We start from the raw sequence: 26,073 nt of genomic DNA, 5'->3' as shown, positions 1-26,073 counted from the left end.
CGCTGATTCACCCGGTCCATCCTTACGCTAGGATGGACCGGGTGATCAGGGAGAACCAGCTCGGCTAAGGAGAATCAATGATTCAACAGGAAACGCGGCTTCATGTCGCCGACAACACGGGTGCGAAGGAACTCCTGTGCATCCGAGTGCTCGGCGGATCGAAGCGACGCTATGCTGGAATCGGCGACGTCATCGTCGCCTCCGTTAAGGACGCGATCCCTAACGGTTCCGTCAAGAAGGGCGACGTCGTCAAGGCCGTCGTCGTCCGCACCGTCAAGGAACGCCGTCGTGCCGACGGCTCCTACATCAAGTTCGACGAGAACGCCGCCGTCATTCTCGGCTCCGGCCGTGAACCGAAGGGCACTCGTATCTTCGGACCGGTTGGCCGTGAACTGCGCGACAAGCGCTTCATGCGCATCGTGTCCCTCGCCCCGGAGGTGATCTGAAATGGTAGCCAAGATTAAGAGCGGCGACCTGGTCAAGGTCATCCGCGGCAAGGATCGCGGCAAGGAAGGCACCGTCAAGCGTGTGCTCAAGGATGACCGTCTGATCGTCGAAGGCGTTCAGATCGTCAAGAAGCACGTCCGCGCGACCCAGCAGGGTCAGCAGGCCGGCATCGTCGAGGTCGAGGCCCCGATCCATCGCTCCAACGTGATGGTCATCGATCCCGAGACCAAGCAGCCGACGCGCGTTGGTGTCATCGTCAAGGAAGAAGCACGCGACGGCAAGGTCAAGACCGTGCGCGTCCGCGTTGCGAAGAAGTCAGGAAAGGAGCTGGCATGAGCGAAGTGGTTGAAGAGATCACCATCGAAGCGCCTGTTACTCCGCGCCTGAAGCAGGAGTACAAGGACGTCATCGTCCCTGAACTCGAGAAGGAATTCAAGCACGACAACCCGATGCAGATCCCTCGCATCGAGAAGGTCGTCGTCTCGATGGGCGTCGGTGCCGCGGCTCGCGACTCCAAGCTCATCGAAGGCGCCGTGCGTGACCTCACCGCGATCACCGGTCAGAAGCCGAAGATCACGAAGGCCAAGAAGTCCGTCGCGCAGTTCCATCTGCGTGAAGGCCAGGCCATCGGTGCCTACGTCACGCTGCGCGGCGACCGCATGTGGGAGTTCCTCGATCGTCTTCTCACGCTGGCGCTGCCGCGCATCCGCGATTTCCGCGGCATCAACGGCCACCAGTTCGACGGTCAGGGCAACTACAACTTCGGTCTGACCGAGCAGTCCATGTTCCACGAGATCGATCCGGATTCGATCGATCACCAGCGCGGCATGGACATCACCGTGGTGACCACCACTAAGAGCGACGATGAGGCCTATGCGCTGCTCAAGGCGCTCGGCTTCCCGTTCAAGGAGAACTGAAATGGCAAAAACGTGTCTTAAGGTCAAGGCGCTGCGCAAGCCGAAGTTCAAGGTGCGTGCGTACACCCGTTGCATGGTCTGCGGCCGTCCTCATTCGGTCTACCGCAAGTTCGGCCTCTGCCGTATCTGCCTTCGCGAGAAGGCCCACCGCGGCGAGCTGCCCGGCGTCACGAAGTCCAGTTGGTAAATATCGACGCTGAAGGTCCGCGGCCCTGAAGGACTGGTCCCAGTCCCAAGGGCGGCGGAAACCACGGCGAGAAAGGGCGTTAGCCCAAATGACAATGACAGATCCGATCGCAGATATGCTTACGCGTCTGCGTAATGCGAGCGCGGCCAAGCACGAAACCGTGGATATGCCGTACTCCAAGTTCAAGAAGAACATCGCCGAGATCCTCAAGCGTGAAGGCTACATCGCGGACTTCACCGCCAAGGAGGCCCGTGTCGGCCAGACGCTCGAGCTCACGCTCAAGTACGGCCCGAACGGCGAGCGCTCCATCCAGGGCATCAAGCGCATTTCGAAGCCGGGCCTTCGCCGTTACGCGAAGTCCGACGCGCTGCCGATGCCGCTCGGTGGTCTCGGAATCGCCATCATCTCGACGAGCTCGGGACTGATGACCCAGAAGGAATGCCTCGACCGGGGCATCGGCGGCGAGATCGTCGCCTACGTTTGGTGAGAAAGGAGAGCTGAACAATGGCATCACATATTGGCAAGCTCCCGATCACCATTCCGGCGGGCGATGAAATCACGATCAACGGTCAGGAGTTCACGGTCAAGGGACCGAAGGGCTCCGACTCCTACACCATCCCTGAAGGCATCTCGGCCAAGGTCGAAGGCAACGAGCTCATCGTCACTGCCAACGACGATCTGCGCCCGACCCGTGCGAAGCACGGCCTCGCTCGCTCCATCATGGCCTCGATGGTCAAGGGTGTGCATGACGGCTACACGAAGAGCCTCGACATCGTCGGCACCGGTTACCGCGCTCAGATGAAGGGCAAGGGCATCGAGTTCTCGCTCGGTTACTCCCACACCATCACCGTTGAGCCGCCGGAAGGCATCGAGTTCGAACTGCCGAACCCGAACCAGGTGATCGTCAAGGGCACCGACAAGCAGGTCGTTGGCCAGGTTGCCGCGAACATCCGCAAGCTTCGTGCTCCGGAACCCTACAAGGGCAAGGGAATCAAGTATTCGGACGAGCGCATCCGTCGCAAGGCTGGAAAGGCTGGTAAGTGATATGAGCGTCAAGATCTACGGTAAAGGCAAGAAGGTCGCTCTGAAGCGTCGCCACGCTCGTATCCGCAAGCGCATCAGCGGCACCGCCGAGCTCCCGCGTCTGGTGGTCACGCGTTCCAACCGTCACATGGTCGCCCAGATCGTCGATGACACGATCGGCAAGACGATCGTCAGTGAATCCACGCTGATGAGCGATTTCGCCGACTTCGAGGGCACGAAGACCGAAGCGGCCAAGCAGGTCGGCCTCCTGATCGCCAAGAAGGCTCAGGATGCAGGCATCACCGCGGTCGTCTTCGACCGTGGCGGCAACATGTACCATGGTCGCGTCGCAGCCGTTGCTGATGGCGCCCGCGAGGGAGGTCTGGCACTGTGAGCGACAACGAAAAGGAAACCCAGGTGGCTGAAGAAACTCAGAACACTCAGGCAACCGCTGAGTCCAACAACGACGACCGCAGGAACCGTCGCGGACAGCGTGGCGAAGGCCGTCGTGGCGAGCGTCGCAACCGTCGCGAGGAGAATCGCGGCGACGAGATGCTCGATCGCGTCGTGACGATCAACCGCGTGTCCAAGACCCACAAGGGCGGCCGTACGTTCAGCTTCGCCGCGCTCGTCGTCGTCGGTGACGGCAACGGCACCGTCGGCGTCGGCTACGGCAAGTCCCGTGAGGTCCCGGCGGCCATCGCCAAGGGCCAGCTGGACGCCAAGAAGCATCTGTTCAACGTTCCGCGCGTCCGCGGCACCGTGACCCACCCGGTCACCGGTCGCGACCACGCCGGCGTCGTCATGCTTCGTCCGGCCGCTCCGGGTACCGGCGTTATCGCCGGCTCCGCGGTGCGCGCCGTCATGGAATGCGCAGGCATCACCGACGTCCTGACGAAGTCGATGGGTTCGTCGACCGCGGTCAACGTGGTTCGCGCGACCGTCGACGCCCTCAAGCAGCTCGAAGAGCCCGAGGAGATCGCGGCCCGTCGTGGACTGTCCGTGCAGGAAGTCGCGCCGGATGCGCTGCTCCGCTCTCGTGCGGCCGGCATCGCCGAGGCCCGCAAGGCCCGCGAGGAAGCCCAGGCTGCCGCAAAGGATGGTGAGTGATGGCTAATCTCAAGATCACGCTCGTGCACGGTGTCTGCGGTGCGAACCCGAAGCAGCGTGCGACCGTGCAGACGCTGGCCCTTCGCAAGATCGGTCAGAGCGTCGTCCGTGAAGACAATTCGACGACGCGCGGCCTCATCAACGTCGTGCGTCATCTGGTCAAGGTCGAGGAGGCTGAGTGATCATGGCTGAAGAGAACAACATTCTGCAGATGCATGACCTCCGTCCGGCTCCGGGCGCCAAGAAGGATCGCATTCGCGTCGGTCGTGGTGAAGGCTCGAAGGGCAAGACCTCGGGTCGTGGCGACAAGGGTACCAAGAAGCGCTACCAGGTCCGTCCTGGCTTCGAAGGTGGCCAGCTGCCGCTCTACATGCGCCTGCCGAAGCTCCGCGGCTTCCGTAGCCCGTTCAAGACCGAGTATCAGGTCGTCAACATCAGCACCCTCGCGGAACTCTTCCCGCAGGGTGGCGACGTCACCGTGGCTGATCTCGTGGCCAAGGGTGCCGTGCGCGCCAACCGTCCGGTCAAGGTCCTCGGCGAGGGCGAGACGACGGTGGCCTTCACCATCAAGGGTGTCAAGGCCTCCGCTTCCGCCAAGGCGAAGATCGAAGCCGCCGGTGGCTCGATCAGCGAAGACTGATTGAGATCGGCCGGGGCTTGCGCCCCGACCTGATCGACTAGTCGATATGGTCCCCTCCACGCATCGCGGGAGGGGACCATATCATTATCCGGACCCGTATCATTCAAACCGTGTTTGCAACCGTTATGCGGCCGGATCCGCACCGCCGACCGCGCGTATTGTGGGCGCCGACGCCCGCATCGCGGCTGACTGCGAACGTTTTCGGTATACGAAATGTGCGGAAATTCTATAGATTTTGGAAGCGACGACGCAACCGGTAGACACGATGGGCTAAACTCATCCCCTAGAGTGTGTTTTTCGACCGTGTGCGAGAGAGTTCGTACGAGACATGGAGGGAACCCAAGGTGAGGACATTAATCCAGGCCTTCCGAACCAAGGAGCTGAGGAAGAAGATCTTCTTCGTCCTTGGCATGATCATCATTTACCGCATCGGCGCGTTCATCCCCGCCCCGGGCGTCAGCGAGCAGGCCGTGCGTGCGTGTACGGCGAGCACCGGCTCCGAGAACTTCATCGGACTGGTCAACCTGTTCTCCGGCGGCGCGATGCTCCAGCTGTCCATCTTCGCACTCGGCGTCATGCCGTACATCACCGCGTCGATTGTCATTCAGCTGCTGCGCGTCGTCATCCCGCGCTTCGAGACGCTGCACAAGGAAGGCCAGTCGGGTGAGGCGAAGCTCACGCAGTACACGCGTTACCTGACGATCGGCCTGGCGATCCTGCAGTCGACAACGATCGTCGTCACCGCGAAGTCCGGCGCGCTGTTCAATTACCAGTGCCCGAACATCATCCCGGACGGTTCGATCTGGACGCTCGTCGTCATGGTCCTCGTCATGACCGGCGGCACCGGCCTGATCATGTGGATGGCCGAACTCATCACCGAGAAGGGCATCGGCCAGGGCATGTCGATCCTCATCTTCCTGTCCATCTGCTCCGGCTTCCTGCCGCAGCTGTGGCAGATCGGCTACGGCACGAACGGCTCCGACGGCAACTGGGGCAAGTTCGCGATCGTCACCGGCGTCCTGCTCGTCATCATGGTCTTCGTCAACTACGTCGAGCTTTCGCAGCGCCGCATCCCGGTGCAGTACACGCGCCGCATGATCGGCCGCAAGATGTACGGCGGATCGTCGACCTACCTGCCGCTCAAGATCAACATGAGCGGCGTCATCCCGCCAATCTTCGCTTCGTCGATCCTCGCGATTCCGACGCTCATCGCACAGTTCGGCAAGTCCGACGCGAGCTGGGTGCAGTGGATCAACACGAACCTCGCGAACTCGACGACGCTGTGGTACATCCTGCTGTACGCGCTGATGATCGTGTTCTTCACGTTCTTCTACACCGAGATCACGTTCAACCCGGACGAGACCGCAGACAACATGAAGCAGTACGGCGGCTTCATCCCGGGCATCCGCGCGGGCAACGCGACGGCGCGTTACCTCAAGTACGTCATCAACCGACTCAACACCGTCGGTGCCGTCTACCTGCTCTTCGTCGCGCTGCTGCCGACCGTGCTCATCATGGCGCTCAACCTCAACACGCAGCTGCCCTTCGGCGGTACGACGATCCTGATTATCGCCGGCGTCGGACTTGACACGCTGCGTCAGGCAAAGGCCCAGACTGAGCAGTACCAGTACGCTGGATTCCTGTTCGAGAACAACGAACATATCGAAGGCAAGTGACCGGCATCTCCGCGATCGACCTGAACTGAAGCCACCGTCCGCATGGGCGGTGGCTTCATGCATTCGCGCGTCCGAGTATGCTTGACGTGGATTCATCCAGCAATGCGACAACGAAAGGACCGCTCATGCGTCTTCTCATCATGGGACCCCAGGGCGTCGGCAAGGGCACGCAGGCTGCACTGCTCGCCACCCACTACGACATTCCGGCCATCTCGACCGGCGACATCTTCCGCTACAACATCAAGCACAAGACGCCGCTCGGCCTCGAAGCGCTGTCCTACACGGACAAGGGCGAGCTCGTACCGGACTCGCTGACGAACACAATCGTCAAGGACCGCCTCGCGATGGACGACACCGTCAACGGCTGGATCCTCGACGGCTATCCGCGCAACGCCTCCCAGGTCGAGGCGCTCGACACGATGCTCGCCGAGCTCGGCCAGAGCCTCGACGCCGTCGTAGCGCTCGAAGCGGGCCGCGACGTGCTGCTCGAGCGCATGGCCAAGCGCGCGAAGGAGCAAGGCCGTTCCGACGACACGCCGGAGGTCATCGCCAAGCGTCTCGAAACCTACGAGAAGGAGACGGCTCCGCTGCTCGACATCTACAAGGAGCGCGGCCTGCTCATCACCGTCGACGGCGTCGGCGATGTCGACTCGATCTCACAGACGATCATCGAGAAGCTCGACGCGAACGTCAAGGCGAGCTGAACGCCGAACGCGTGCACGCAATGACACGCATACGATGACACAGCCGACGTGCGGCCGCCGCGCCCTTCGGGGGCAGGCGGCCGCACGTCGTCGCATATCGGCACAGATCACGTTGCCATATAGGACATATAGGATAGGGGAGTGCGACGCACGGGGAATATCGGGGGAACGGCGTCGGTTGTGCAGGACAGGACGTGATACGACACGCCGTATTTGTATCTCAGGACTTTTCGTGTATTCTTGCAATTTGGTGTGTCTTCGGACACAGCAGTAAGTCGATCATCGAATGGAATCGAGATTATGGCAAAAGACGGTGTGATTGAAGTCGAAGGACGAGTCGTCGAGGCATTGCCGAACGCGATGTTCCGCGTCGAGCTGGAGAACAAGCATATCGTGCTGGCGACGATCTCGGGCAAGATGCGCAAGAACTACATCCGCATCCTGCCGCAGGACCGCGTCGTGCTCGAGATGAGCCCATACGATCTCAATCGTGGTCGGATTACGTACCGCTACAAGTAAGGTACAGCTAAAGTAAGGAACAACCATGAAGGTTAGCCCAAGTGTGAAGAGGATCTGCGAGAACTGCCGTGTGATCCGTCGTCACGGCCGCGTCATGGTGATCTGCACCAACCCGCGTCACAAGCAGCGTCAGGGCTGAGCAGACCCAGCGGCACACCAATTCAGGCACTAAGTCACAGTCCGCGAGGACTGAACCCCGGGAGCGCAGGCCCGGGCCGGGAAACCGGAAGACTCGGTGCAAGACCTGCGTGAAACAGAAGGAATCGCAATGGCACGTCTTGCCGGAGTCGACATCCCCAATGACAAGCGCATCGAGATTGCGCTGACCTACATCTTCGGTGTGGGCCGCACTCGTGCGAAGGAAACCCTTGCCGCGACCGGAATCAATCCGGACACCCGCGTCAAGGATCTGACGGATGAGCAGCTGATCACGCTGCGTGATTACCTCGAGTCCAACTACAAGATCGAAGGCGATCTGCGTCGTGAAATCGACGCCGATATCCGTCGTAAGATTCAGATCAACTGCTACCAGGGCATGCGTCACCGTAAGGGACTCCCGGTCCGCGGACAGCGTACCAAGACCAATGCGCGTACCCGCAAGGGACCGAAGCGCACGGTCGCCGGAAAGAAGAAGGCCACCAAGTAATAGGTGAGCCCCGGGTCGCGGCCACGGCTCACACCATCGCCGCGCCACATCAACCAAGAGTTCGTTACAAGGAAACGAGGGTCAATGGCAGCTCAAAAGCAGGCTGCGCGCAAGACTCGTCGCCGCGATCGCAAGTCGATCCCGGTCGGTCAGGCGCACATCAAGTCAACGTTCAACAACACCATCATCTCCATCACCGATCCGTCCGGCGCGGTTGTGTCCTGGGCGTCCGGTGGCGACGTCGGTTTCAAGGGCTCCCGCAAGTCCACGCCGTATGCCGCCGGCATGGCAGCCGAGTCCGCGGCCCGCAAGGCCATGGAACACGGCGTCAAGAAGGTCGATGTCTTCGTCAAGGGCCCGGGTTCCGGTCGTGAGACCGCCATCCGTTCCCTGCAGTCCGCGGGTCTCGAAGTCGGTTCGATCACCGATGCGACGCCGGTGGCCTTCAACGGCGTGCGTCCTCCGAAGCGTCGCCACGTCTGAGCACTAGACCAAACCATCCATAGAGCCGCTTGAGGCCGATGAGTGCACCATCGGCCGAAGCTGAAAGGATAACACAGTGCTTATCGCACAGCGTCCGACACTTACCGAGGAATCGCTCAACCCTCAGCGTTCCCGTTTCATCATCGAGCCACTCGAGCCGGGCTTCGGATACACGCTTGGCAACTCGCTTCGCCGTACCCTCTTGAGCTCGATTCCGGGAGCGGCAGTCACGTCGGTGCGTATTTCCGGTGCCCTGCACGAGTTCACCACTCTGCCGGGAGTTGAGGAAGACGTCACTGAAATCCTGCTCAACATCAAAGGCATCGTGCTCACGAGCGAATATGACGAGCCCGTTGTCATGTATCTGCGCAAGAGCGGCAAGGGTGAGGCCACCGCGGGGGACATCACCCCGCCGGCCGGCGTCACGATCGCCAATCCGGAGATGCACATCGCAACCCTCGCCGACGATGGCGAACTCGAGATCGAGTTCACCGTCGAGCGCGGACGCGGTTACGTCCCGGCGCAGATGAACAAGCAGGATGGTGATGAGATCGGCCGCATCCCGGTCGATTCCATCTACTCGCCGGTGCTCAAGGTGAGTTACAAGGTCGAGGCGACGCGCGTCGAACAGCGCACCGATTTCGACCGGCTCATTCTGGATGTGGAGACCAAGCCGGCCATCTCCCCGCGCGACGCCGTCGCTTCCGCAGGCTCGACGCTTGTGGAGCTCTTCGGCCTGTGCCGTGAGCTCAACACGCAGGCCGAGGGCGTCGAGGTCGGTCCCGCTCCCGTCGTGGAGGAGGCCGATCCGGAGATGGCCGTCCCGATCGAGGATCTCAATCTCACGCAGCGCAGCTACAACTGCCTCAAGCGCGAGGGCATCCACACGGTCGGCGAACTGGTCAATCACACGGAGCAGGATCTGCTCGACATCCGTAATTTCGGTATGAAGTCCATCGATGAGGTCAAGGAGAAGCTCCAGTCTCTGGGACTGTCGCTCAAGGCCTCGCCGCTCGGCTTCGATACCAGCAACCTCGAAGGTGGCACCTTCTTCTCGCCTGAGGACGAGTGAGACCGAACCCCTTTCGACACAACCACCGCTTCGCCGGTTTCGGATGCTCGGGCAGTTGCCCACCTGAGTCCGGCGGGGCATTCAAGGAGAAACAATGCCTACACCTAAGAAAGGCCCACGTCTGGCTTCCAGCCCGGCACACGAGCGCCTGATGCTCGCGAACATGGCCACGAGCCTGTTCGAGCACGGCCGCATCACGACGACGCTGCCGAAGGCCAAGCGCCTTCGTCCGCTCGCCGAGCGCCTGATCACCTTCGCCAAGCGTGGCGATCTGCACTCGCGCCGTCGTGTGATGCGCGTCATCCGCAACAAGTCCGTCGTGCACAAGCTCTTCACCGAGATCGCTGAGCAGATGGAACAGCGTGAGGGCGGCTACACCCGCATCGTCAAGATTGCGCCGCGCAAGGGCGATTCCGCTCCGGCCGCGATCATCGCGCTCGTCACCGAGCCGGTGAGCCCGAAGAAGGCCGTCGTCAAGGAAGCCGAAGCTGCGACGAAGGTCGCCGCCAAGGAAGAGGCCCCGGTTGAGGCTCCGGCCGAGACCGCGACGAACGAAGCCGAGAACGCCGAGTGAGTCCGGTCCACTGACCATATGAGGGTCAGCACCTTGAAGGTGCTGACCCTTTTTATATGCCTTGTATGCCGTGCGCCGATTATCCTAGGCGCTCAGAGCCGTCGTGTCCGGACTTATCCCCATAGACGAACGATGCCGCATGCCCGATGCATCGCATGACAATGTTGCCTAGGGAGTCCAGATTGGAAACGAGTATGAACGGATACAGGGAGCAGACCGGAATGCGCGGCCGTCGCCTCATCGCGGCCCTGCTGGCCGTCGTGATGACGGCGATTCTGGGATTCTTCACCTACGCGGCATATGGTGTGCAACCAGATCATGATGTGGCGCAGCCATCGCAGTCGCGCACCGCTGTCGCCGCCGATGGGACGGACACCGGCGACGGGGACGGCGATGACGACGCCTTGAGCGCGAGCAGCGCGGACGGCAAGGCGAAGCTGTATCTGAGCGCGAACCGGATCGGCAACGTGGCCGACGCGCCTTCGGGCATCACATTGACGCTCGCCGTGGTGGGCGAGGCAGGCACGAGCTATACCGTCACCATCCCGAAATCCTCCTCTTATGCGGGCACCTATACCATCGGTCCAGGTGACGACCTGCCTGCCGACATCGGCACCGTGACCAGAACGGAGACGGCCGACGCCGTCGTGTTCTCGATCGACTTCAAGACCGCATCGGCATCCGTCGAACTGTCCGTGAACCTGACGGCGATCAACAACTACACTTCGCAGTCCGTGCCGATGACGATCATCGGCGAATCGACGCGGACGATCAAATGGACCTGCCGAAAGAAGACGATGACACAGGCCGAGCAGATGCCGCCCCTGACGATCAGGCAGTATGTGAAGCCGGCGATGTCGCCGAAGGCGCCCGTGCGCACGTCGCCGGACCAAGGGTCAGTTCCCGCCGTCAACGGCAGAACCGACTACACGTACCGCTTCGACGTGAACGAGGCCGACGGCGTGCACGACGACACGTCATACGCATCCGCGCAGGTGAATTCGACCGTCAACTACGGCACGACGATCACGATTCCGACACCGCCGCATTTCATCCTCAATACGGACGCCACAGCGGCGAAGAACGCCTTCGACGACGCCACGACGATCAGCCAGCCGGGCGGCGAAGGCCACGACATCATCATCACTGTGCCGAAGGGCAGCGGCGCGCAGGGATATCAAGGCAAGCCGGGATACTATCTGGTAGGCCGCATCAACGCGGCGAACACGACTGCCACGCAGACCTTCACCGCCTCGGGCGACATCACCATCGACCAGACCTATGTGGACGCCCAAGGCGTCACGCGCCACCTGCGCAAGACACTGCCGGACGATTGGAGCGAACAGCTGCGCTCGAGCGACCAGAAGGGGCTGTGCCCTGTCGCCAACGGGCAGTGCCTCAAGGTGACGATCGCCGGCAACAACACCGACAACGACATCCTACTCACCGATCCGAGCCATCTGACGACGCTCGTCTTCGGAGGGTTCGCAAACAACAGCCCGGAGGACCTCGAGGACGTCGTGATCACGATGGACGTGCCCAGCGGCTTCGACGCCACGGCAATCGTCACGCCAGTGAGCGCCACGGATCTCAAGGGACTGACTTCGTACCGCTACGAACTCACCTTGGCCGACGGCACGCAGGAAAGCGGCACCGTGGCGGCGGGAGGCACGATCACACGCGTCAAGGATTCCCCGATCCGCACCGCCAAGCTGTATCCGAACCTGCTGGCGGCCGGCGCGCATACAGCCGACGCGTCCTCATGTACGCCGCTCGCCGACGACAACGCGAACTGCGCAGGCAGGGTCATGCTGTATCTGCAAGGTACGCTCGCCGCCAAGTACGACGACGGCGCACCAGTCAAGCGCGGCGACGATCTGATCACGTCGATTTCGCTGACCGATCCCGAGAAGGCGTTCCAATGGGACGCGGATTCCCGGCGTTTCGTCCAGTTCTCGGTGAAGGCTTCCGTCACGCAGCAGGTAATCGTGCCAAGCCAGCTGCGCGCGGCGCTGCAGCCCTTCGGCTGGCAGAACGGCAAGGAGCCGGGGAACCTCGAATCGGGGTACCTTTCGGTCTACCAGGGCTATGGCGGCACGACGCCGACGATATATGAACCGGAGTTCTACTACGTGCTGCCGACCGGCACCGTATACAACCGCCAGAAGGGCCTGACGTCGCTCAACTCCAATAACGGCAAGAGCCCTTCGCCGAAGGTCAGCGAATTCCAGGCGAGCGACGGGCGCGAGGTCGTCAAGATCAGCTACCGCGGCACCGGATATTGGTTCAACTGCAATGAAGGCGCAAACACTCAGGCATGGCTGTCGATCCTCGGCAACGCGACGACCGGCGTCTACCCGTACTCGATCTACGTGTATAGTCCCACGACGCCGATGACGAACCGGAAGGTCGACACGAGCGCCGCCTCCTGGAACCCCACATGGGTCGAAGGCAGGACGGCTGACCTCTACGAGGTGGGCGTCGGCAGCTGGTCGGTGAACGCGGCGAGGATCCTGATGAACACGACGCAAGTGCAGGGCAACCTCGACGTGATGTTCAGCCGCAACGGCGAATCGAACGACATCGCTGCGACGAACACGTTCCGCGACGCGCGCGAGATAAACATCGAAGTCGTCATCAACAACGGCTCGTCGATCGTGCAGCGCAATCTGCAGCAGTTCGTCAACCTGCCTGACGGCGGCGACGACGGGTTCGGCATACGCCTGACGGGACCCGTCACGACGGCGACGGACCGATCGGTTGTCCCGGACGGCACGACGGTCACCTATTCCACGGCGCCGGCCACATTGAGCGCGAGGGCGGTGCCCGATACGACCTCCTACGTGGACGCGGCACACGTCACCGACTGGACGGCGATCCGCTCGGTACTCATCACGGTGCCGCAGCTGTCGAGCAACACGGTGGCCGGTCATTTCATCCTCCACGGTATCGACCCCACGCTCGCCGTGGACGCCGGCAAGAGCGAGTCGGTGGAATCCGGCCTGTACATCTCCGGTCTGCAACTGACCCCGCTCATCTATCGTGCAGGCGACGAGAGAGCGCCCACGATCACGGTCTCCGGCAAGTCGACGATCACCGCGCAGCTGGCGTACGTCGACGCTTCCGGCACCGAACGCGTCGTGCCGTTGGAGAACCTGACGAGACATTACAGGAACAATCAGGACGTGTTCACGAAGAGCGACTTCCCGCAGACGTTGAGCGAACTCAAGGCCAAGGAGGGCGACCTCGTGCCCGCCGGCTACAATCTGGAGTCCATCCGGATCGTAGGCGACACGACCGCGCGGTATCCAGGTGGATATCCGGCCGGGACCGCCCAATGGGACACGACGGCGCGATACGACTACAACGGCAGCGTCGTACGCTACGAGCTGCTGTCCACGGCGGCACCGCATATGCCGATCACCGGAGCGGACGGCTTCTGGAACGTGTTCACGTTGTCCGCGCTGCTCGCCGGCATGACGCTCATTCCGGGTTGGTACGTCTTCTCCGGACTGCGCAGGCGCCACGGACGCTGAGCGCGCGGTCGGCGCATTTGCTAAGCTCGCCCTGTGACACGCTTACGAATCGATCTGGCATACAACGGCGCCGCCTTCCACGGATGGGCGGTGCAACCGCAGGGCAGGACCGTGCAGGGGACGATTGAAGAGGCCTTGGACAGGATCCTCGGATTGCGCGGCGGGGATGACGGTACAGGCGTGGCTCGGCTGACCGTCGCCGGACGCACCGACGCCGGCGTGCACGCCTCGCATCAGGTCTGCCATCTCGATGTCGACGATGCCGCGCTCGCGCGCTGCGTCGGGCATATGCGGCTCACGCCGGTGCAGGCGCTTGCGACGAGGCTGTCGCGCATGATGCCCGACGACATCGCGATCCACGACGTCACCGTCGCGCCGGACGGCTTCGACGCGCGCTTCTCCGCGCTCGAACGCACCTACGTGTACCGCATCGCCGACGCGCATGCGCCGTGGGATCCGCGGCTCAAGGACTTTGTGTGGCGCACCGATCGCGAGCTTGACGTTGAGCGGATGAACGAGGCCGCCGCGCTGACGCTCGGGCTGCACGACTTCGGCTCCTTCGCCATCGCGAATCCGGGAGGGACGACGATTCGCGACGTGAAGAGCGCGTATTGGGCGCGCGTGCCGGCGCGGCCGCTGCTCGACGCGGGCATGGGGGAGCGCTACCGGACGCCCGCCGTTGAATCGGGGCTGCTGTGCTTCACAATCGTCGCCGACGCCTTCGCACGCAACATGGTGCGCTCGCTCGTCGGCGCCTGCGTGCAGGTGGGTATGGGCAAACGCGATGTCGACTGGTTCTCAGGCAAGATGGCAGTGCCGTTGCGCGAAGGGTCGACCGGGCCGATCGCGCCGCAGGGACTGACGCTCGAACATATCGCATACCCGGCCGACGGCGATCTGGCGGCCCGCGCCGAGGCAATCCGCGCGCGTCGTACGCTGCCGGGCGAGTGAGAGTGCCGGCGGCGTACGGTGTGACGGCTGTGGTGGCAGTTGGCGGTTGAGTTCAATCGCATACTGCCGTTTGACGGCGCTGCAGCGGCAGTTGATGGTTGAAGTCAATCACGGACTGCTGTCGGGGAAAGAGAGAGCGGGTGGTGCGGTTCGGCGTACGGGGACCACCACTCTAATCACCCCCCTCGCCCCGTTGTTCACCCCGTTCGGGCTGCTGAATGACGCCGATCGAGGGGAATCGGTGTACTGGGGGTGATACCGCGAAACCCTTGGAACCACTGGGGATACAGCATGAAAAAAGGGCTTCCGGGCGAAGCCGGAAACCCTAGTGGCGGATGAGGCGAGATTCGAACTCGCGGAGGGGGTTGCCCTCACACGCTTTCGAGGCGTGCTCCTTAGACCGCTCGGACACTCATCCATTCGTCGCAATCAAGCAACTTGTTCATTATGCCACAGGCTGTGGGCACGTCAAATCATCGGCATGTCGCACACAGAATCGGGTGTTGTGGACATGCCGCCGAACGGTTAAAGGGAGGCCGGCGACCGGATGTCGTGGGTGTGCAGTCAGAAGGACAGGGCGGCAGAGGGCGGAGAGTGACAGAGGAACAACAGAGAGGCGGATGCACAGTCAAACGTAAGGCTGAGCATGATCGATCGAATCAGCTGAAATCGATCAGGTGAATCGGGGGATCAGGCGAAGAGGGCGGGGTCGGTGGAGGGATAGCCGAGGGTGAAGGCGGTGTAGGCGTGTGTTGCGATGAGCATCGACAGCTGCGCGAGGGCGGCGCGCGTCTTCGTGCGCTGCTGCTGCGTCATCGTCGTGTAATCGACATGCGCGGAGGAGTCGAAGGCCGCGAGCTCTTCGCGTGCGCAGTCGATCTCCAGGACGGCGACGGTGTTCGCGCGTAGGCCGGTCGCCGGGTCGACGACGTCCGCGCTGTGCGCCGTGAGCTCCTGCGTCGCATACACTTTGCGGCGCAGGTCCTTCGCACCGTCGGACAGATACATGAGCCGCGACGCCGTTTCCTTGTGATCGTCGCTCATCGCGAGCAGGCCGCCGTCCTTGACGAGCGCGGCCGTCGACGCGTCGGAGGCGACGCCGTCGGCGAAACGGCCGGCGAGCACTTCGGTGGCGAATCCGGCACGATCCTCGGCGAGTGCGAGTTTTGCGAGCGCGTCGCCGCCGATGCCGAGTTCGTCGACGTCGTCGAGACGTGTGACGGTGAGCGGCTCGTAGGAGAATCCGGACGTGCGGGCGAGCGCATGCGCGGCGGCCTGCGCCTGTGCGCTGCGCAGTGTGCCCTCGGCGAAACGTGCGGGGCATTGGATGGCGACGTCGAGCCAACGGTGCGTCGCGTCCTCGAAGGCCGTGTATCGCGCGATTTTCGGCGCGCCCTCCTCGGCGCCGCGCGTCGACGACACATCGGCTTCGGTGAGCAGCGTCTCGCAGACGTCGACGCTGCGCTCGGATTCGGCGCGGCCCGCGACTCGCGGCGCCGCGCAGGACGCCGCAGACAGAACGAGGACGCATGAGACGGCCGCCGCTGCAAGTCGCGTGCGCAGCGTGCGCGATGGGCGGGCGGTCGACGGGGTGGAAGGTGTCTGCATGAGACATTACAGTAATGAGGGACTGTGACCATAGGGCACAGGCTCGTACATAACTTCAGAGGAGGTCTGCACATGGAACTGGACCTGAACGGAATCCACCAGCTCGCGCGCGAGCAGGACATCGATGCGGAAACCGTTGATGAGGCGCTCTCCGAGGCGTTGCGCCTCGCCTATCTCAAGACCCCGCACGCCGCCAAGCACGCACGAGTCGAACTTGACCCGCGCGCAGGCAGCTTCACGATCTGGGCACGTGACGAAATCGCCCAGGAACCCACCGAAGACAATCCGCACCCGGCACCCACGCTCGGCGAGGAATACGACGATACGCCGAAGGACTTCGGTCGTCTCGCCGCGTCCACGGCGCGCCAGGTCATCTCCCAGCTGTTCCGCAAGGCGGAGGACGACAAGATCTTCGGCGCTTTCTCCGGACAGAAGGGCAAGCTCATCACCGGCGTCGTCCAGCAGGACGCGAAGGACACCGCCAACGTGCATGTGGCCGTCGGCGACGTCGAGGCGCTGCTGCCGCGCCGCGAGCAGGTGCCGGGTGAGCGCTACCGTCACGGCGAGCGCATCCGCGTCTACGTTGTCAACGTGTCGCGCGGCCTCAAGGGACCCGAGATCATCGTCTCGCGTTCCCATCCGGAGCTCGTGCGCAAGCTCTTCGAACGCGAGGTCCCAGAGCTTGTCTCCGGCGCCGTGTCCATCATGGCGATCGCGCGCGAGGCGGGCGCCCGCACGAAGGTCGCCGTGCGCGCGAACACGCAGGGCGTCAACCCGAAGGGCGCGCTCATCGGACCGGGCGGCTCGCGCGTGCGCGCCGTCATCGAGAACCTCGGTCAGGAGAAGATCGACATCGTCGACTGGTCGAACGAGCCGGCGAAGTTCATCGCCGCCGCGCTGTCTCCGGCGAACGTCACCGATGTGCACGTCGTCAGTGAGAAGAACCAGACGGCCGTCGCCTTCATCCCAGAGGACCAGCTCTCGCTCGCAATCGGCAAGGAAGGGCAGAACGCGCGCCTCGCCGCCAAGCTCACCGGATGGAAGATCGGCATCGAATCCGAGGAAGCCTACGCGAGGAAGAAGGCCGAGCAGCTCGTGCGCGCACGCGACGGGCGCAAGGGCACCGGAACGGATGGCGACGAGGCCCGAGGCTGAGTCGTTCGTCGCCCGCTTATTCCCGTCGCGCGTATCCAATGGCGGGAGTAAGCTAGGCCGCAAACTGACCGGCGCGCGCACGCGCGGCGCTCAGGACTAGAACGAGGGTGAACAACCATGGTTGCACGATGAGAAACCGAAAGCTCGCCGTGAGAAGATAACAGCTGCGCTCGCATACGCGCGGCTGAGGAATAGGAGAAATTGAGTGCCGAAAGCACGCGTATATGAGCTCGCCAAGGAACTTGGCGTAGACAGCAAGACCGTCCTTGAAAAGCTCAAGGACATGGGCGAATTCGTCAAATCCGCCTCATCGACCGTGGAGGCGCCGGTTGTGCGCCGCCTCAAGGCCGCATTCCCGAAGCCGGGAGAGGCGTCTCAGGAATCCAACACGAACACGAAGAAGCCGGCTGCGAAGAAGCACACCGCGCCGAAGCCGGCCGCCCCGAAGCCCGCGGCCGCGCCGAGGCCGGCTGCCGCACAAGCCGCGAAGCCGGCGGCTCCGACGCCGACACCGGGGCCGCGTGCCGCGCGTCCGGCCGCGAAGCCGGGCGCACGCAACAGCGCCCGCAAGAACGAGGAACGCGAGCAGCAGCGCAATCCGCGCGCCGCACAGTCGCGCACGAACGCAAAGATGGGCCAGCACGCCGCGAAGCCGGCGGCTCCGACACCGGGGCCGCGTGCCGCGCGTCCGGGTCAGCAGAACGGCGGCAAGGGCGGCGCGCAGCAGCATGCGCCGCGTCCGGGCAACAACCCGTTCAGCCGCAAGCAGGGCATGCATACGCCGACGCCGGCCGACATCCCGCGCCCGCATCCAATGGCGCGTCCGACCGTCAACAACAACGAGAACCGCCGCGGCGGCCGTCCCGGCCCGCGTGGCGGATTCCGCGGACGTCCGGGTCCGGGCACCGGCGCGCGTCCGGGCCAGTGGGGCCAGCATCGTCAGGGTCAGGGCGCCGGCAACGGCGCACGTCCGGGCGGCAACCGCTTCGGCGGCAACGGCGGCGGCTTCCAGAACGGCGCTTCGAGCAACGGTCCGTCCCGTGGCGGCGGCCGTGGTCGCGGCGGTGCCGCGGGCGCGTTCGGCCGTCAGGGCGGCAAGTCCTCGAAGGCGCGCAAGAACCGTCTCGCGAAGCGTCATGAGTACGAGGAGCTGAAAGCACCGGTCATCGGCGGCGTGCGCATCCCGAAGGGCAACGGACAGACGATCCGTCTGCGCCAGGGCGCTTCGCTCGCCGACCTTGCGGAGAAGATCAACGTCAACCCGGCGGCGCTCGTCACCGTGCTGTTCCATCTCGGCGAGATGGCCACGGCGACGCAGTCGCTCGACGAGGCGACGTTCCAGATCCTCGGCGAGGAGATTGGCTGGAACATCAAGATCGTCTCCGCCGAGGAGGAGGACAAGGAGCTGCTCCAGCAGTTCGACATCGACCTCGAATCGGAGGAACTGCAGGAAGACGAGGATCTCAAGCCGCGTCCGCCGGTCGTCACCGTCATGGGCCACGTCGACCACGGCAAGACGCGCCTGCTCGACACGATTCGCCGCACGAACGTCATCTCGCGCGAGGCCGGCGGCATCACGCAGCGCATCGGCGCCTATCAGGTGACCGTCGATCTCGAGGGCGAGGAACGCAAGATCACGTTCCTCGACACCCCGGGCCACGAGGCTTTCACAGCGATGCGCGCCCGTGGCGCCGAGCTCACCGATGTGGCGATCCTCGTCGTCGCGGCCGATGACGGCGTCATGCCGCAGACCGTCGAGGCGATCAACCACGCGCAGTCGGCGCATGTGCCGATCGTCGTCGCCGTCAACAAGATCGACGTCGAAGGCGCCAACCCGGAGAAGGTGCGCGGCCAGCTCACCGAGTTCGGCCTGATCCCGGAGGAATACGGCGGCAACACGATGTTCGTCGACATCTCCGCGAAGCAGGGCACGAACGTCGACAAGCTGCTCGAAGCCGTGCTGCTCACGGCCGACGCGGAACTCGATCTGCGCGCCAATCCGGACATGGACGCGCGCGGCGCGACCGTCGAAGCGAGGCTCGACAAGGGCCGCGGCGCCGTCGCGACCGTGCTCGTGCAGTCCGGCACGCTGCACATCGGCGACTCGATCGTGGCCGGCACGTCCTACGGACGCGTCCGCGCGATGCTCGACGAGAACGGCAAGAACATGGAGGCCGCAGGCCCGTCGACGCCGGTCCAGGTGCTGGGCCTGACGTCGGTGCCGACCGCGGGCGACCTGTTCCTCGTCGCTCCGGACGACCGCGCTGCACGCCAGATCGCCGAGAAGCGCCAGGCCACCGAACGCGCCGCGCAGCTCGCGAAGCGCCGCAAGGTCGTCTCGCTCGAGGACTTCAAGAAGAAGCTCGCCGAATCCGAGATCGATATGCTCAACATCGTCATCAAGGGCGACTCGTCCGGCTCGGTTGAGGCGCTTGAGGACTCGCTGATGAAGATCGAGGTCTCCGACGAGGTCGGCATCCAGGTGATCCACCGCGGCGTTGGCGCAATCACGCAGAACGACGTCAACCTCGCGAGCGTCGACAAGGCCGTCATCATCGGCTTCAACGTGCGTCCGAACCGTCAGGTCGCGGACCTCGCCGAGCGCGAAGGCGTCGAGATCAAGTACTACTCGGTCATCTACAAGGCGATCGAGGACATCGAGGCGTCGCTCAAGGGCATGCTCAAGCCGGAGTACGAGGAAGTCACGACCTCGCATTCGGAGATCCGCGAGATCTTCCGCTCGTCGAAGTTCGGCAACATCGCCGGCGTCATGGTCCTCGACGGCGAAGTCAAGCGCGGCACGAAGGCGCGCATCCTGCGCGACGGCGTCGCGACCGTCAACGACCTCGAGATCAGCTCGCTGCGCCGCTTCAAGGACGACGTCAAGTCGGTCACCGAAGGCTACGAGGCGGGCATCAACCTCGGCTCGTTCAACGACATCGAGATCGGCGACATCATCGAGACCTTCGAGATGCGCGAGATCGAACGCAAGTAAGCTGCGCCGATCAGTCGGCAACCAGTCGGCAAACGCTGAGCGAAACGCCCATGGCCCTTCGGCTATGGGCGTTTCCCATTGCGCGCGACATTCGGGTACGCTGGACTCTAGCGCGAGACGAAACCAGACACGGCAGTAAGGAAAGAAGAACCATGCAGTCAACCAATCCGCGCGCCGCACGCATCGCGGCGCTCATCCAGCGCGTCATCGCATCGAACATGGAGTCGACGCTGCACGACAAGCGGCTCAAGAACGTGACGATCACCGACGTCCACGTGACCAACGATCTACAGATCGCGAAGGTCTACTGGACGACGCTGTCGCACACCGGCAACGACGACGGCGAGCGCAAGCGCGCACGCACGGCGCTCAACCAGGCGAAGGGGCGCCTGCGTTCGGTCGTCGGCGCGAAGGCTGGCCTGAGGCTCACGCCGCAGCTGGAGTTCATCTTCGACGAAGTGCCCGGCGAAGCGCATGAGATCGAGGACATCCTCGTCACCGCGCGCAAACGCGACGAGGAGCTCGCGAAGATGCGCGCGAGCGCGCAGTACGCCGGCGACGCCGACCCGTATCGCCACGACGACTTCGAGCAGGAGGACCTCGCCGACCATGCCGGCGCGTCCGACGACGAGATTGAACGCGAACTCGACGAGCGCGAACATCTGAACAAGGACGACTACAACGAATACGACGGCGACGTCGTCGAAGTCGAGGAACTCGAGGATTTCGACGATGACGCGGATGACGTGCCGTCCGACGCGGCCCAGAGGGCCGCGCGCACGGAGCCGGAGACGACGGTCGACGAGACCCAGGACTGAGCCTGTGGCGGCGAAGGACGGCGGCGTGCAGCCGCTCAACGGACTGTTCATCGTCGACAAGCCGCAGGGTGTGACGAGCCATGACATCGTCGGCGCCGTGCGCGCGGCCGTGCACATGCGCCGCGTCGGCCACGCCGGCACGCTCGACCCGATGGCCACCGGTGTGCTCGTCGTCGGCGTCGGCAACGCGACGCGGCTGCTCAACGTCATCGTCGACCATACGAAGACCTATGCGGCGACGATCCGATTCGGCCAGCGCACGACGACTGACGACGCCGACGGCGAAGCCATCGCCGCCGCACGTACGTCCGCGTTGCCGGACGTCGACATGATCCGCGACGTTGTTTCACGTGAGTTTCACGGCACGATCGAGCAGGTGCCGAACGCCTACTCGGCGATCAAAGTGCACGGACGGCGTGCCTATGACCTCGCGCGCGCCGGCGAACACGTCGAACTCGAGGCGCGTCCCGTGACGATCGAACGGTTCGACGTGGGGGAGGCACGTGCGGCGGTCGCCGACGACGGCACGCCCGTGCTCGACGTCGACGTGACGGTGACGTGCTCGGCCGGCACCTACATCCGCGCACTCGCACGCGACCTGGGCGAGACCTTCGGCTGCGGCGCGCATCTGACGCGGCTGCGCAGGCTCGCCGTCGGCGATTTCAACGTCGACGACCCGCACGTCATCGCCGCGCATACTGAGATGCGTGAATACACGAACCGCGACGGCGAACGGGTGACGCGCGCCCGCGCCGTGCTCGACATCGGCCCCGAAGGCGTCGCGACGCACCTCATCGCGATGGCCGACGCGGTACGCGAGACGATGCCGACGCTCGCCGTCAGCCGTGACGAGGCGTGCGACCTGCGCTATGGACGATGGATCACAGGACACGTCGACGGCAGAAGCGCGGCGATCGTCGACGAGGACGGCGACGTCGTCGCGATCGTCGAACAGGCGAACAAGGACGCCATCAAGCCGACCGCCGTGTTCCCGGCGGCACAGTGAGATGCAACGGCACAGTGACATGCGGATCAGGCACACGGATTTGGCAACAGGAGGACAGCACAGATGAACATCATTCGGCTCGAACCGGACGAGGGCGGCAACGTCGCATGGCCGACGCTGAGCACCACCAAAAAATCGGTTGTCACCGTCGGCGTGTTCGACGGCGTGCACCGCGGACATCAGGCCGTCATCCGACGCACCGTCGAACGCGCGAAGGCGACCGGCAGCTTCGCCGTCGTCGTCATGTTCGATCCGAGGCCAGCGTTCGTGCACAAATACGCGAAGACGCACGCCGGCATCGGCGTCCCCGACGACGTGCACGACGCGCAGGCGATCAGCGGCGTCGACGAACGGCTGCGGATGATGGACGAACTCGGCGTCGACTACGTGCTCATCGTCCACTACGATCTCGCATTCGCCGCGAAATCGTTCCGATTCTTCCTCGGACAGCTCGTCGGCAGGGTCGGTATGCGCACGCTCGTGCTCGGGCAGGACGCGCGCATGGGCGCCGGCCTCGAAGGCGACGTGAAGAAGATCGCGACGCTCGCCGAAGGCACCGGCGTGTTCGAACTCGACGTCGTCGACGACAACGGCGGTCATGTACGCGTGCCGGCGACCTTCACGCCGCAGCCGCCGCAGCAGCCGGGCGAACCCGGCGACCCGCTCGCCGGCATGAGCAAGGCGGAACGGCGCGCGTGGAGCAAACGCGTCAACGCACGCGAAGTGCGCGAACTGAGTTCGACGAACGTGCGATGGCTGCTCAGCCAGGGGCGGATCGTCGACGCGAACCGCATCCTCGGGCATGCGCATGGCGTCGAAGGCACGGTGACGCACGGCGAGGAACGCGGACGCACGATCGGATTCCCGACGGTGAATCTCGTCGAGCCGATCGACGGCTACCTGCCGGTCGACGGCGTCTACGCGGGCTGGCTCATCGATCTGGGCAGCGAGGAGGCGTACGCGGCCTCGCAGCGCCCCTTCGGCGACGTCGACGAGGGCGGCGTCGCGTCGATCACGCAGCCGTACACCTCCGGCGGCGTCGAAAGCCGCCTCGCGCCGCATTCGCCGTACCGTTGGCCGGCGGCGATCTCGATCGGCACGAAGCCGACCTTCAACGAAACCACCGGTCGCGACGAGCGCGTCCTCGAAGCCTACGCCGTCACCGACGACTGGCTCGAACTGTACGGACATCGCGTACGCGTTGAATTCGCGCGCTTCCTGCGCCCGCAGATCAAGTTCGATTCGGTGGACGCGCTCGTCGACGAACTCAAACGCAACGCCGACGAGACGCTCACAATCGTCGGGCAGTGACGACTGCGAGCGTCACTTGCCCCGCTTCGTCAGCGCGAGCGCGTCGAGCGCGTCGAGCAGCGAACGCACCTCGACGATGCGCAGACACGGAATCGACGTCGGCGTGCGCATCGGCGGCACGAGCGCCGTCGTGAACCCAAGGCGCGCCGCCTCGCGCAGCCGATATTCGAGACGCGGCACCGGACGCACCTGACCGGTCAGCGAGATCTCGCCGATCGCGCACGTCGACCGCGCGATCGGCGTGGACGTGGCCGCGCTCGCGAGCGCCGCGACGATCGCCAGATCGCAGCTCGGCTCCTTCGCGACGCCGCCGGCGATCGTCGAAATATACAGATCGCGGCTGAGTAGCGACAGGCCGCCGTGGCGGTACAGCACGGCGACGAGCATCGCGATGCGGTTCGAGTCGACGCCGTTGACGGCGCGCCGCGGCGTCGGCAGCACCGAGTCGGTGACGAGCGCCTGCACCTCCACCGGCAGCGAACGGTGGCCGTCGAGCGTGAACGTGACGCATGTGCCGTCGACGGGCGTCTCGTTCGACGACAGGAACAGGCCGGCCGGGTCGGTGACCTCCTCGATGCCGACGCCGCTCATGTCGAAGCAACCGACCTCATCGGTCGGGCCGAAACGGTTCTTCACGGCGCGCAGCAGACGCAGCGCCGTCTGCGGTTCGCCTTCGAACTGGCAGACGACGTCGACGAGATGTTCGAGCGTGCGTGGACCGGCGATCGAGCCGTCCTTCGTGACGTGGCCGACGAGCAGCACCGGCACGTCGAGCGATTTCGCCGTGTCGATCAGCGCGCTCGCGACTTCGCGCACCTGCGTCGAGCCGCCACAGATGCCATCGACGTCCTGCGAGACGATCGTCTGCGCCGAATCGACGATCGCGAGCGCCGGACGGTGCTGTTCGATGAGGCCGAGCGCGGTGGCGAGGTCGGTCGTCGAGGCGAGCAGCAGGTTCGGCTCGACGGCGTCGATGCGCGAGGCGCGCAGCCGCACCTGTGCCTGCGACTCCTCGCCGGAGATGTACAGGACGTTGCCGGACGGCGTGGCGCGCGCGATGTTGCCGGCCGTCTCCAGCAGCAGCGTGGATTTGCCGATGCCGGGTTCGCCGGCGATGAGCACGACCGAGCCGGGGACGATGCCTCCGCCGAGCACACGGTCGAATTCGCCGAAGCCGGTGGGCACGCGCGTGACCGAAGCCGTGTCGACGTCGGTGATCGGTTGCGCGGCGCTCAGCGCGACTGCCGTCGGCGCTGTGCGCGACGTGCGTCCGGGCGCGGCCGTGCGCTGTCCGGAGGCGGCGGGACGCGCCTCGTGGAACTCCTCGATCGTGCCCCATTGGCCGCATTCGGGACAGCGACCGAACCATTTCGCGCCGGTCCATCCGCATTCGGTGCATACGTAACTCGTCGTGCTTTTCGCCATATGCAGCAACCTAGCGGCCTTCGCGTGCGCGCGCAAGAGTGCGGCGATTATGGTGGCTGTGGCGGTCGTGGCGGTGAGAAGCGCACGCCGACCCCGGGCGCCGCGCATAACTCTATAGTTCGGGTCGATCATCGAGCGATGCATGCAGACGGATAGACATGCGCGTCGCAATCGCACGGATGCGCACATCCGCCGGGAGATGACGATCATCGGCGCACGGCATCGCACAGTATCAAACAACCTGATGACGTGGACGGCGGCCGGATGAGGAGGCGTCCTCTCATGGCTCAGCAATACGGACCAACTATCGAGTTATGCGGGAGGCAGGGCAGAGAAGCCATGCGGGGGCATGCATGCGCATGACGGATGCCCTGATGATGCGATCATGCCGCGCAGGCCGTATGCGGGTGCGCGTGTGGCGGATACGGTCAGAAGGATGTGCCAAGATTGGCCACATGGCAGTCACATCCGGCAAACAGCAGACGCAGACCTCGTCGACGGCGCGCAAGGCGCGCATCGTCGTGTTCGCGGCGGCCGCCATCGTCGTGCTCGCGATCATCAGCGCCTTCGCATGGCCGGGATGGGCGGTGCGCCATGTGCCGCAGCCGATGGATGTGCCGACGGCGGTCGCCTCGGCGAGTCCGACGATTGACGCGAAGGCGCTGCCGGCGAACGCGTCCGAACTGCTCAAGGCGATGCCCGAGCATGTCTCCGACTTCGCGCGCACCGACGCGCAAGCCACCGACGAATGGGACGCCTCGTCGCCGCTCGAGGAGTATCGGCTCACCTATTCGACAGGCGACGAAGCCAAGGACGTGCAGGTCGTCGTCGGACAGTGGACGAGCGAGCAGGAGGCGGTCTCGCAGTACAACGCGCTCACGAAGGTGCTCGACGGCGACGAGATAGCCGCGGGCAACGTCAAGGTCAACGGCGCGAACACCGGCGCCTACGTCGTGAACGCGGACAAGGGCGACGACGCGAAGGCGGTAGCGGTGTGGCGCAACGACACCGTATGCGTGCGCATCAGCGGGCCGAAGGCCTCCGTCGAGACCGTGTTTAAGCTGTTCCCGCTGTGAGCGCAGCGCGTGCCGACTCGCGAAAGTCGGCTGAACAGTGTAACGTTAGGCAAGTTGCAAACTTTCAAGTAAGGAACGGAGGCTGACGATGGGCTCGGTCATCAAGAAGCGCCGCAAGCGGATGAGCAAGAAGAAGCACCGCAAACTGCTGCGTAAGACTCGCCACCAGCGCAAGTAGTCTTACCGCGCGATAC

The 26,073-nt window shown here is 64.2% G+C and carries 28 protein-coding genes, 1 tRNA gene and 1 pseudogene; 27 read left to right on the top strand and 3 right to left on the bottom strand.

Annotation, left to right across the window (positions count from 1 at the left end; translation table 11 throughout):
* Positions 1-77 precede the first annotated feature (77 nt).
* The 20 genes from rplN (at position 78) to G606_RS0102280 (ending at position 14,485) form a co-directional block, all read left to right on the top strand.
* Positions 78-446 carry a 50S ribosomal protein L14 gene (rplN, locus tag G606_RS0102370; protein ID WP_022858223.1) on the top strand — a complete coding sequence of 123 codons (369 nt, stop codon included), beginning with the start codon at positions 78-80 and terminating at the stop codon, positions 444-446.
* A gap of 1 nt (position 447) precedes the next feature.
* Positions 448-783: a 50S ribosomal protein L24 gene (rplX, locus tag G606_RS0102365; protein WP_024540965.1), complete on the top strand. Its 336-nt coding sequence runs from the start codon at positions 448-450 to the stop codon at positions 781-783.
* The gene (gene rplE, locus G606_RS0102360) at positions 780-1,364 is read left to right on the top strand and encodes a 50S ribosomal protein L5 (protein WP_051198359.1); all 585 of its coding nucleotides are present in this window, start codon (positions 780-782) and stop codon (positions 1,362-1,364) included. Before rplX ends, rplE begins: the two co-directional genes overlap by 4 nt.
* A 1-nt stretch (position 1,365) precedes the next feature.
* On the top strand, positions 1,366-1,551 hold the full coding sequence (locus tag G606_RS0102355) for a type Z 30S ribosomal protein S14 (protein ID WP_004268593.1): 186 nt from the start codon (positions 1,366-1,368) through the stop codon (positions 1,549-1,551).
* 88 nt (positions 1,552-1,639) lie between these two features.
* Entirely contained in the window at positions 1,640-2,038 is a 399-nt protein-coding gene (rpsH, locus tag G606_RS0102350; RefSeq protein WP_024540963.1) for a 30S ribosomal protein S8, read from the top strand.
* Between the two features lie 17 nt (positions 2,039-2,055).
* Positions 2,056-2,595, top strand: a complete 540-nt coding sequence (gene rplF, locus G606_RS0102345; RefSeq protein ID WP_026644630.1) for a 50S ribosomal protein L6 — start codon at positions 2,056-2,058, stop codon at positions 2,593-2,595.
* Position 2,596: 1 nt separating this feature from the next.
* Positions 2,597-2,968 (top strand): 50S ribosomal protein L18, encoded by a 372-nt coding sequence (rplR, locus tag G606_RS0102340; RefSeq protein ID WP_024540961.1) that lies wholly within the window; start codon positions 2,597-2,599, stop codon positions 2,966-2,968.
* Positions 2,965-3,684: a 30S ribosomal protein S5 gene (gene rpsE / locus G606_RS0102335; RefSeq protein WP_034247860.1), complete on the top strand. Its 720-nt coding sequence runs from the start codon at positions 2,965-2,967 to the stop codon at positions 3,682-3,684. Before rplR ends, rpsE begins: the two co-directional genes overlap by 4 nt.
* A complete protein-coding gene (gene rpmD, locus G606_RS0102330) occupies positions 3,684-3,866 on the top strand; it encodes a 50S ribosomal protein L30 (protein ID WP_024540959.1) in 183 nt (60 codons plus the stop codon). Before rpsE ends, rpmD begins: the two co-directional genes overlap by 1 nt.
* A 2-nt stretch (positions 3,867-3,868) precedes the next feature.
* Complete coding sequence (gene rplO, locus G606_RS0102325) at positions 3,869-4,324, top strand: 50S ribosomal protein L15 (protein WP_024540958.1); 456 nt, start codon at positions 3,869-3,871, stop codon at positions 4,322-4,324.
* Between the two features lie 344 nt (positions 4,325-4,668).
* Positions 4,669-6,000: a preprotein translocase subunit SecY gene (gene secY / locus G606_RS0102320; RefSeq protein WP_026644629.1), complete on the top strand. Its 1,332-nt coding sequence runs from the start codon at positions 4,669-4,671 to the stop codon at positions 5,998-6,000.
* 125 nt (positions 6,001-6,125) lie between these two features.
* Positions 6,126-6,704 carry an adenylate kinase gene (locus G606_RS0102315; RefSeq protein ID WP_026644628.1) on the top strand — a complete coding sequence of 193 codons (579 nt, stop codon included), beginning with the start codon at positions 6,126-6,128 and terminating at the stop codon, positions 6,702-6,704.
* 300 nt (positions 6,705-7,004) lie between these two features.
* Entirely contained in the window at positions 7,005-7,223 is a 219-nt protein-coding gene (gene infA, locus G606_RS0102310; RefSeq protein ID WP_004268611.1) for a translation initiation factor IF-1, read from the top strand.
* A gap of 25 nt (positions 7,224-7,248) precedes the next feature.
* Positions 7,249-7,362 (top strand): 50S ribosomal protein L36, encoded by a 114-nt coding sequence (rpmJ, locus tag G606_RS10870; protein WP_003814578.1) that lies wholly within the window; start codon positions 7,249-7,251, stop codon positions 7,360-7,362.
* Positions 7,363-7,491: 129 nt separating this feature from the next.
* Positions 7,492-7,869, top strand: a complete 378-nt coding sequence (gene rpsM, locus G606_RS0102305; RefSeq protein WP_024540955.1) for a 30S ribosomal protein S13 — start codon at positions 7,492-7,494, stop codon at positions 7,867-7,869.
* A gap of 84 nt (positions 7,870-7,953) precedes the next feature.
* Positions 7,954-8,352: a 30S ribosomal protein S11 gene (gene rpsK, locus G606_RS0102300; RefSeq protein ID WP_024540954.1), complete on the top strand. Its 399-nt coding sequence runs from the start codon at positions 7,954-7,956 to the stop codon at positions 8,350-8,352.
* Between the two features lie 76 nt (positions 8,353-8,428).
* Positions 8,429-9,424 (top strand): DNA-directed RNA polymerase subunit alpha, encoded by a 996-nt coding sequence (locus G606_RS0102295; protein WP_024540953.1) that lies wholly within the window; start codon positions 8,429-8,431, stop codon positions 9,422-9,424.
* A gap of 94 nt (positions 9,425-9,518) precedes the next feature.
* Positions 9,519-9,998 (top strand): 50S ribosomal protein L17, encoded by a 480-nt coding sequence (rplQ, locus tag G606_RS0102290; RefSeq protein ID WP_024540952.1) that lies wholly within the window; start codon positions 9,519-9,521, stop codon positions 9,996-9,998.
* Positions 9,999-10,192: 194 nt separating this feature from the next.
* The gene (locus tag G606_RS0102285) at positions 10,193-13,534 is read left to right on the top strand and encodes a hypothetical protein (RefSeq protein ID WP_026644627.1); all 3,342 of its coding nucleotides are present in this window, start codon (positions 10,193-10,195) and stop codon (positions 13,532-13,534) included.
* 33 nt (positions 13,535-13,567) lie between these two features.
* A complete protein-coding gene (locus G606_RS0102280; protein ID WP_026644626.1) occupies positions 13,568-14,485 on the top strand; it encodes a tRNA pseudouridine synthase A in 918 nt (305 codons plus the stop codon).
* A 329-nt stretch (positions 14,486-14,814) separates the two neighbouring features.
* On the opposite strand, the gene G606_RS0102275 is transcribed toward G606_RS0102280, so the two are convergent.
* Together G606_RS0102275 and G606_RS0102270 are read right to left on the bottom strand one after the other, a co-directional pair.
* Positions 14,815-14,903, bottom strand: a tRNA-Ser gene (locus tag G606_RS0102275).
* 272 nt (positions 14,904-15,175) lie between these two features.
* A complete protein-coding gene (locus tag G606_RS0102270; protein WP_051198357.1) occupies positions 15,176-16,093 on the bottom strand; it encodes a hypothetical protein in 918 nt (305 codons plus the stop codon).
* A 72-nt stretch (positions 16,094-16,165) separates the two neighbouring features.
* Here G606_RS0102270 and nusA point away from each other — a divergent pair, with 72 nt between their 5' ends.
* From nusA to G606_RS0102245, 5 genes and pseudogenes are all read left to right on the top strand, one after another.
* The gene (gene nusA, locus G606_RS0102265; RefSeq protein WP_026644624.1) at positions 16,166-17,248 is read left to right on the top strand and encodes a transcription termination factor NusA; all 1,083 of its coding nucleotides are present in this window, start codon (positions 16,166-16,168) and stop codon (positions 17,246-17,248) included.
* A 205-nt stretch (positions 17,249-17,453) separates the two neighbouring features.
* Positions 17,454-20,243 (top strand): translation initiation factor IF-2, encoded by a 2,790-nt coding sequence (gene infB, locus G606_RS0102260; RefSeq protein WP_026644623.1) that lies wholly within the window; start codon positions 17,454-17,456, stop codon positions 20,241-20,243.
* A gap of 152 nt (positions 20,244-20,395) precedes the next feature.
* Positions 20,396-20,887 (top strand): annotated as a pseudogene (gene rbfA, locus G606_RS0102255) (30S ribosome-binding factor RbfA); the annotation flags it as partial.
* Between the two features lie 199 nt (positions 20,888-21,086).
* The gene (gene truB, locus G606_RS0102250) at positions 21,087-22,067 is read left to right on the top strand and encodes a tRNA pseudouridine(55) synthase TruB (RefSeq protein WP_026644621.1); all 981 of its coding nucleotides are present in this window, start codon (positions 21,087-21,089) and stop codon (positions 22,065-22,067) included.
* A 63-nt stretch (positions 22,068-22,130) separates the two neighbouring features.
* A complete protein-coding gene (locus G606_RS0102245) occupies positions 22,131-23,378 on the top strand; it encodes a riboflavin kinase (protein ID WP_026644620.1) in 1,248 nt (415 codons plus the stop codon).
* A gap of 12 nt (positions 23,379-23,390) precedes the next feature.
* On the opposite strand, the gene radA is transcribed toward G606_RS0102245, so the two are convergent.
* On the bottom strand, positions 23,391-24,803 hold the full coding sequence (gene radA, locus G606_RS0102240; protein WP_026644619.1) for a DNA repair protein RadA: 1,413 nt from the start codon (positions 24,801-24,803) through the stop codon (positions 23,391-23,393).
* 455 nt (positions 24,804-25,258) lie between these two features.
* On the opposite strand from radA, the gene G606_RS0102235 reads away from it, so the two are divergent.
* Positions 25,259-25,879, top strand: coding sequence for a hypothetical protein (locus tag G606_RS0102235; RefSeq protein WP_026644618.1), 621 nt, complete (start codon positions 25,259-25,261; stop codon positions 25,877-25,879).
* Positions 25,880-25,967: 88 nt separating this feature from the next.
* Positions 25,968-26,057, top strand: a complete 90-nt coding sequence (locus G606_RS10865) for a 30S ribosomal protein bS22 (RefSeq protein WP_004268639.1) — start codon at positions 25,968-25,970, stop codon at positions 26,055-26,057.
* Positions 26,058-26,073 lie beyond the last annotated feature (16 nt).

Source organism: Bifidobacterium sp. AGR2158, assembly GCF_000424225.1.
GTDB classification, from domain to species: Bacteria; Actinomycetota; Actinomycetes; order Actinomycetales; family Bifidobacteriaceae; genus Bifidobacterium; species Bifidobacterium anseris.
This window is presented reverse-complemented; position numbering and strand designations above follow the sequence as displayed.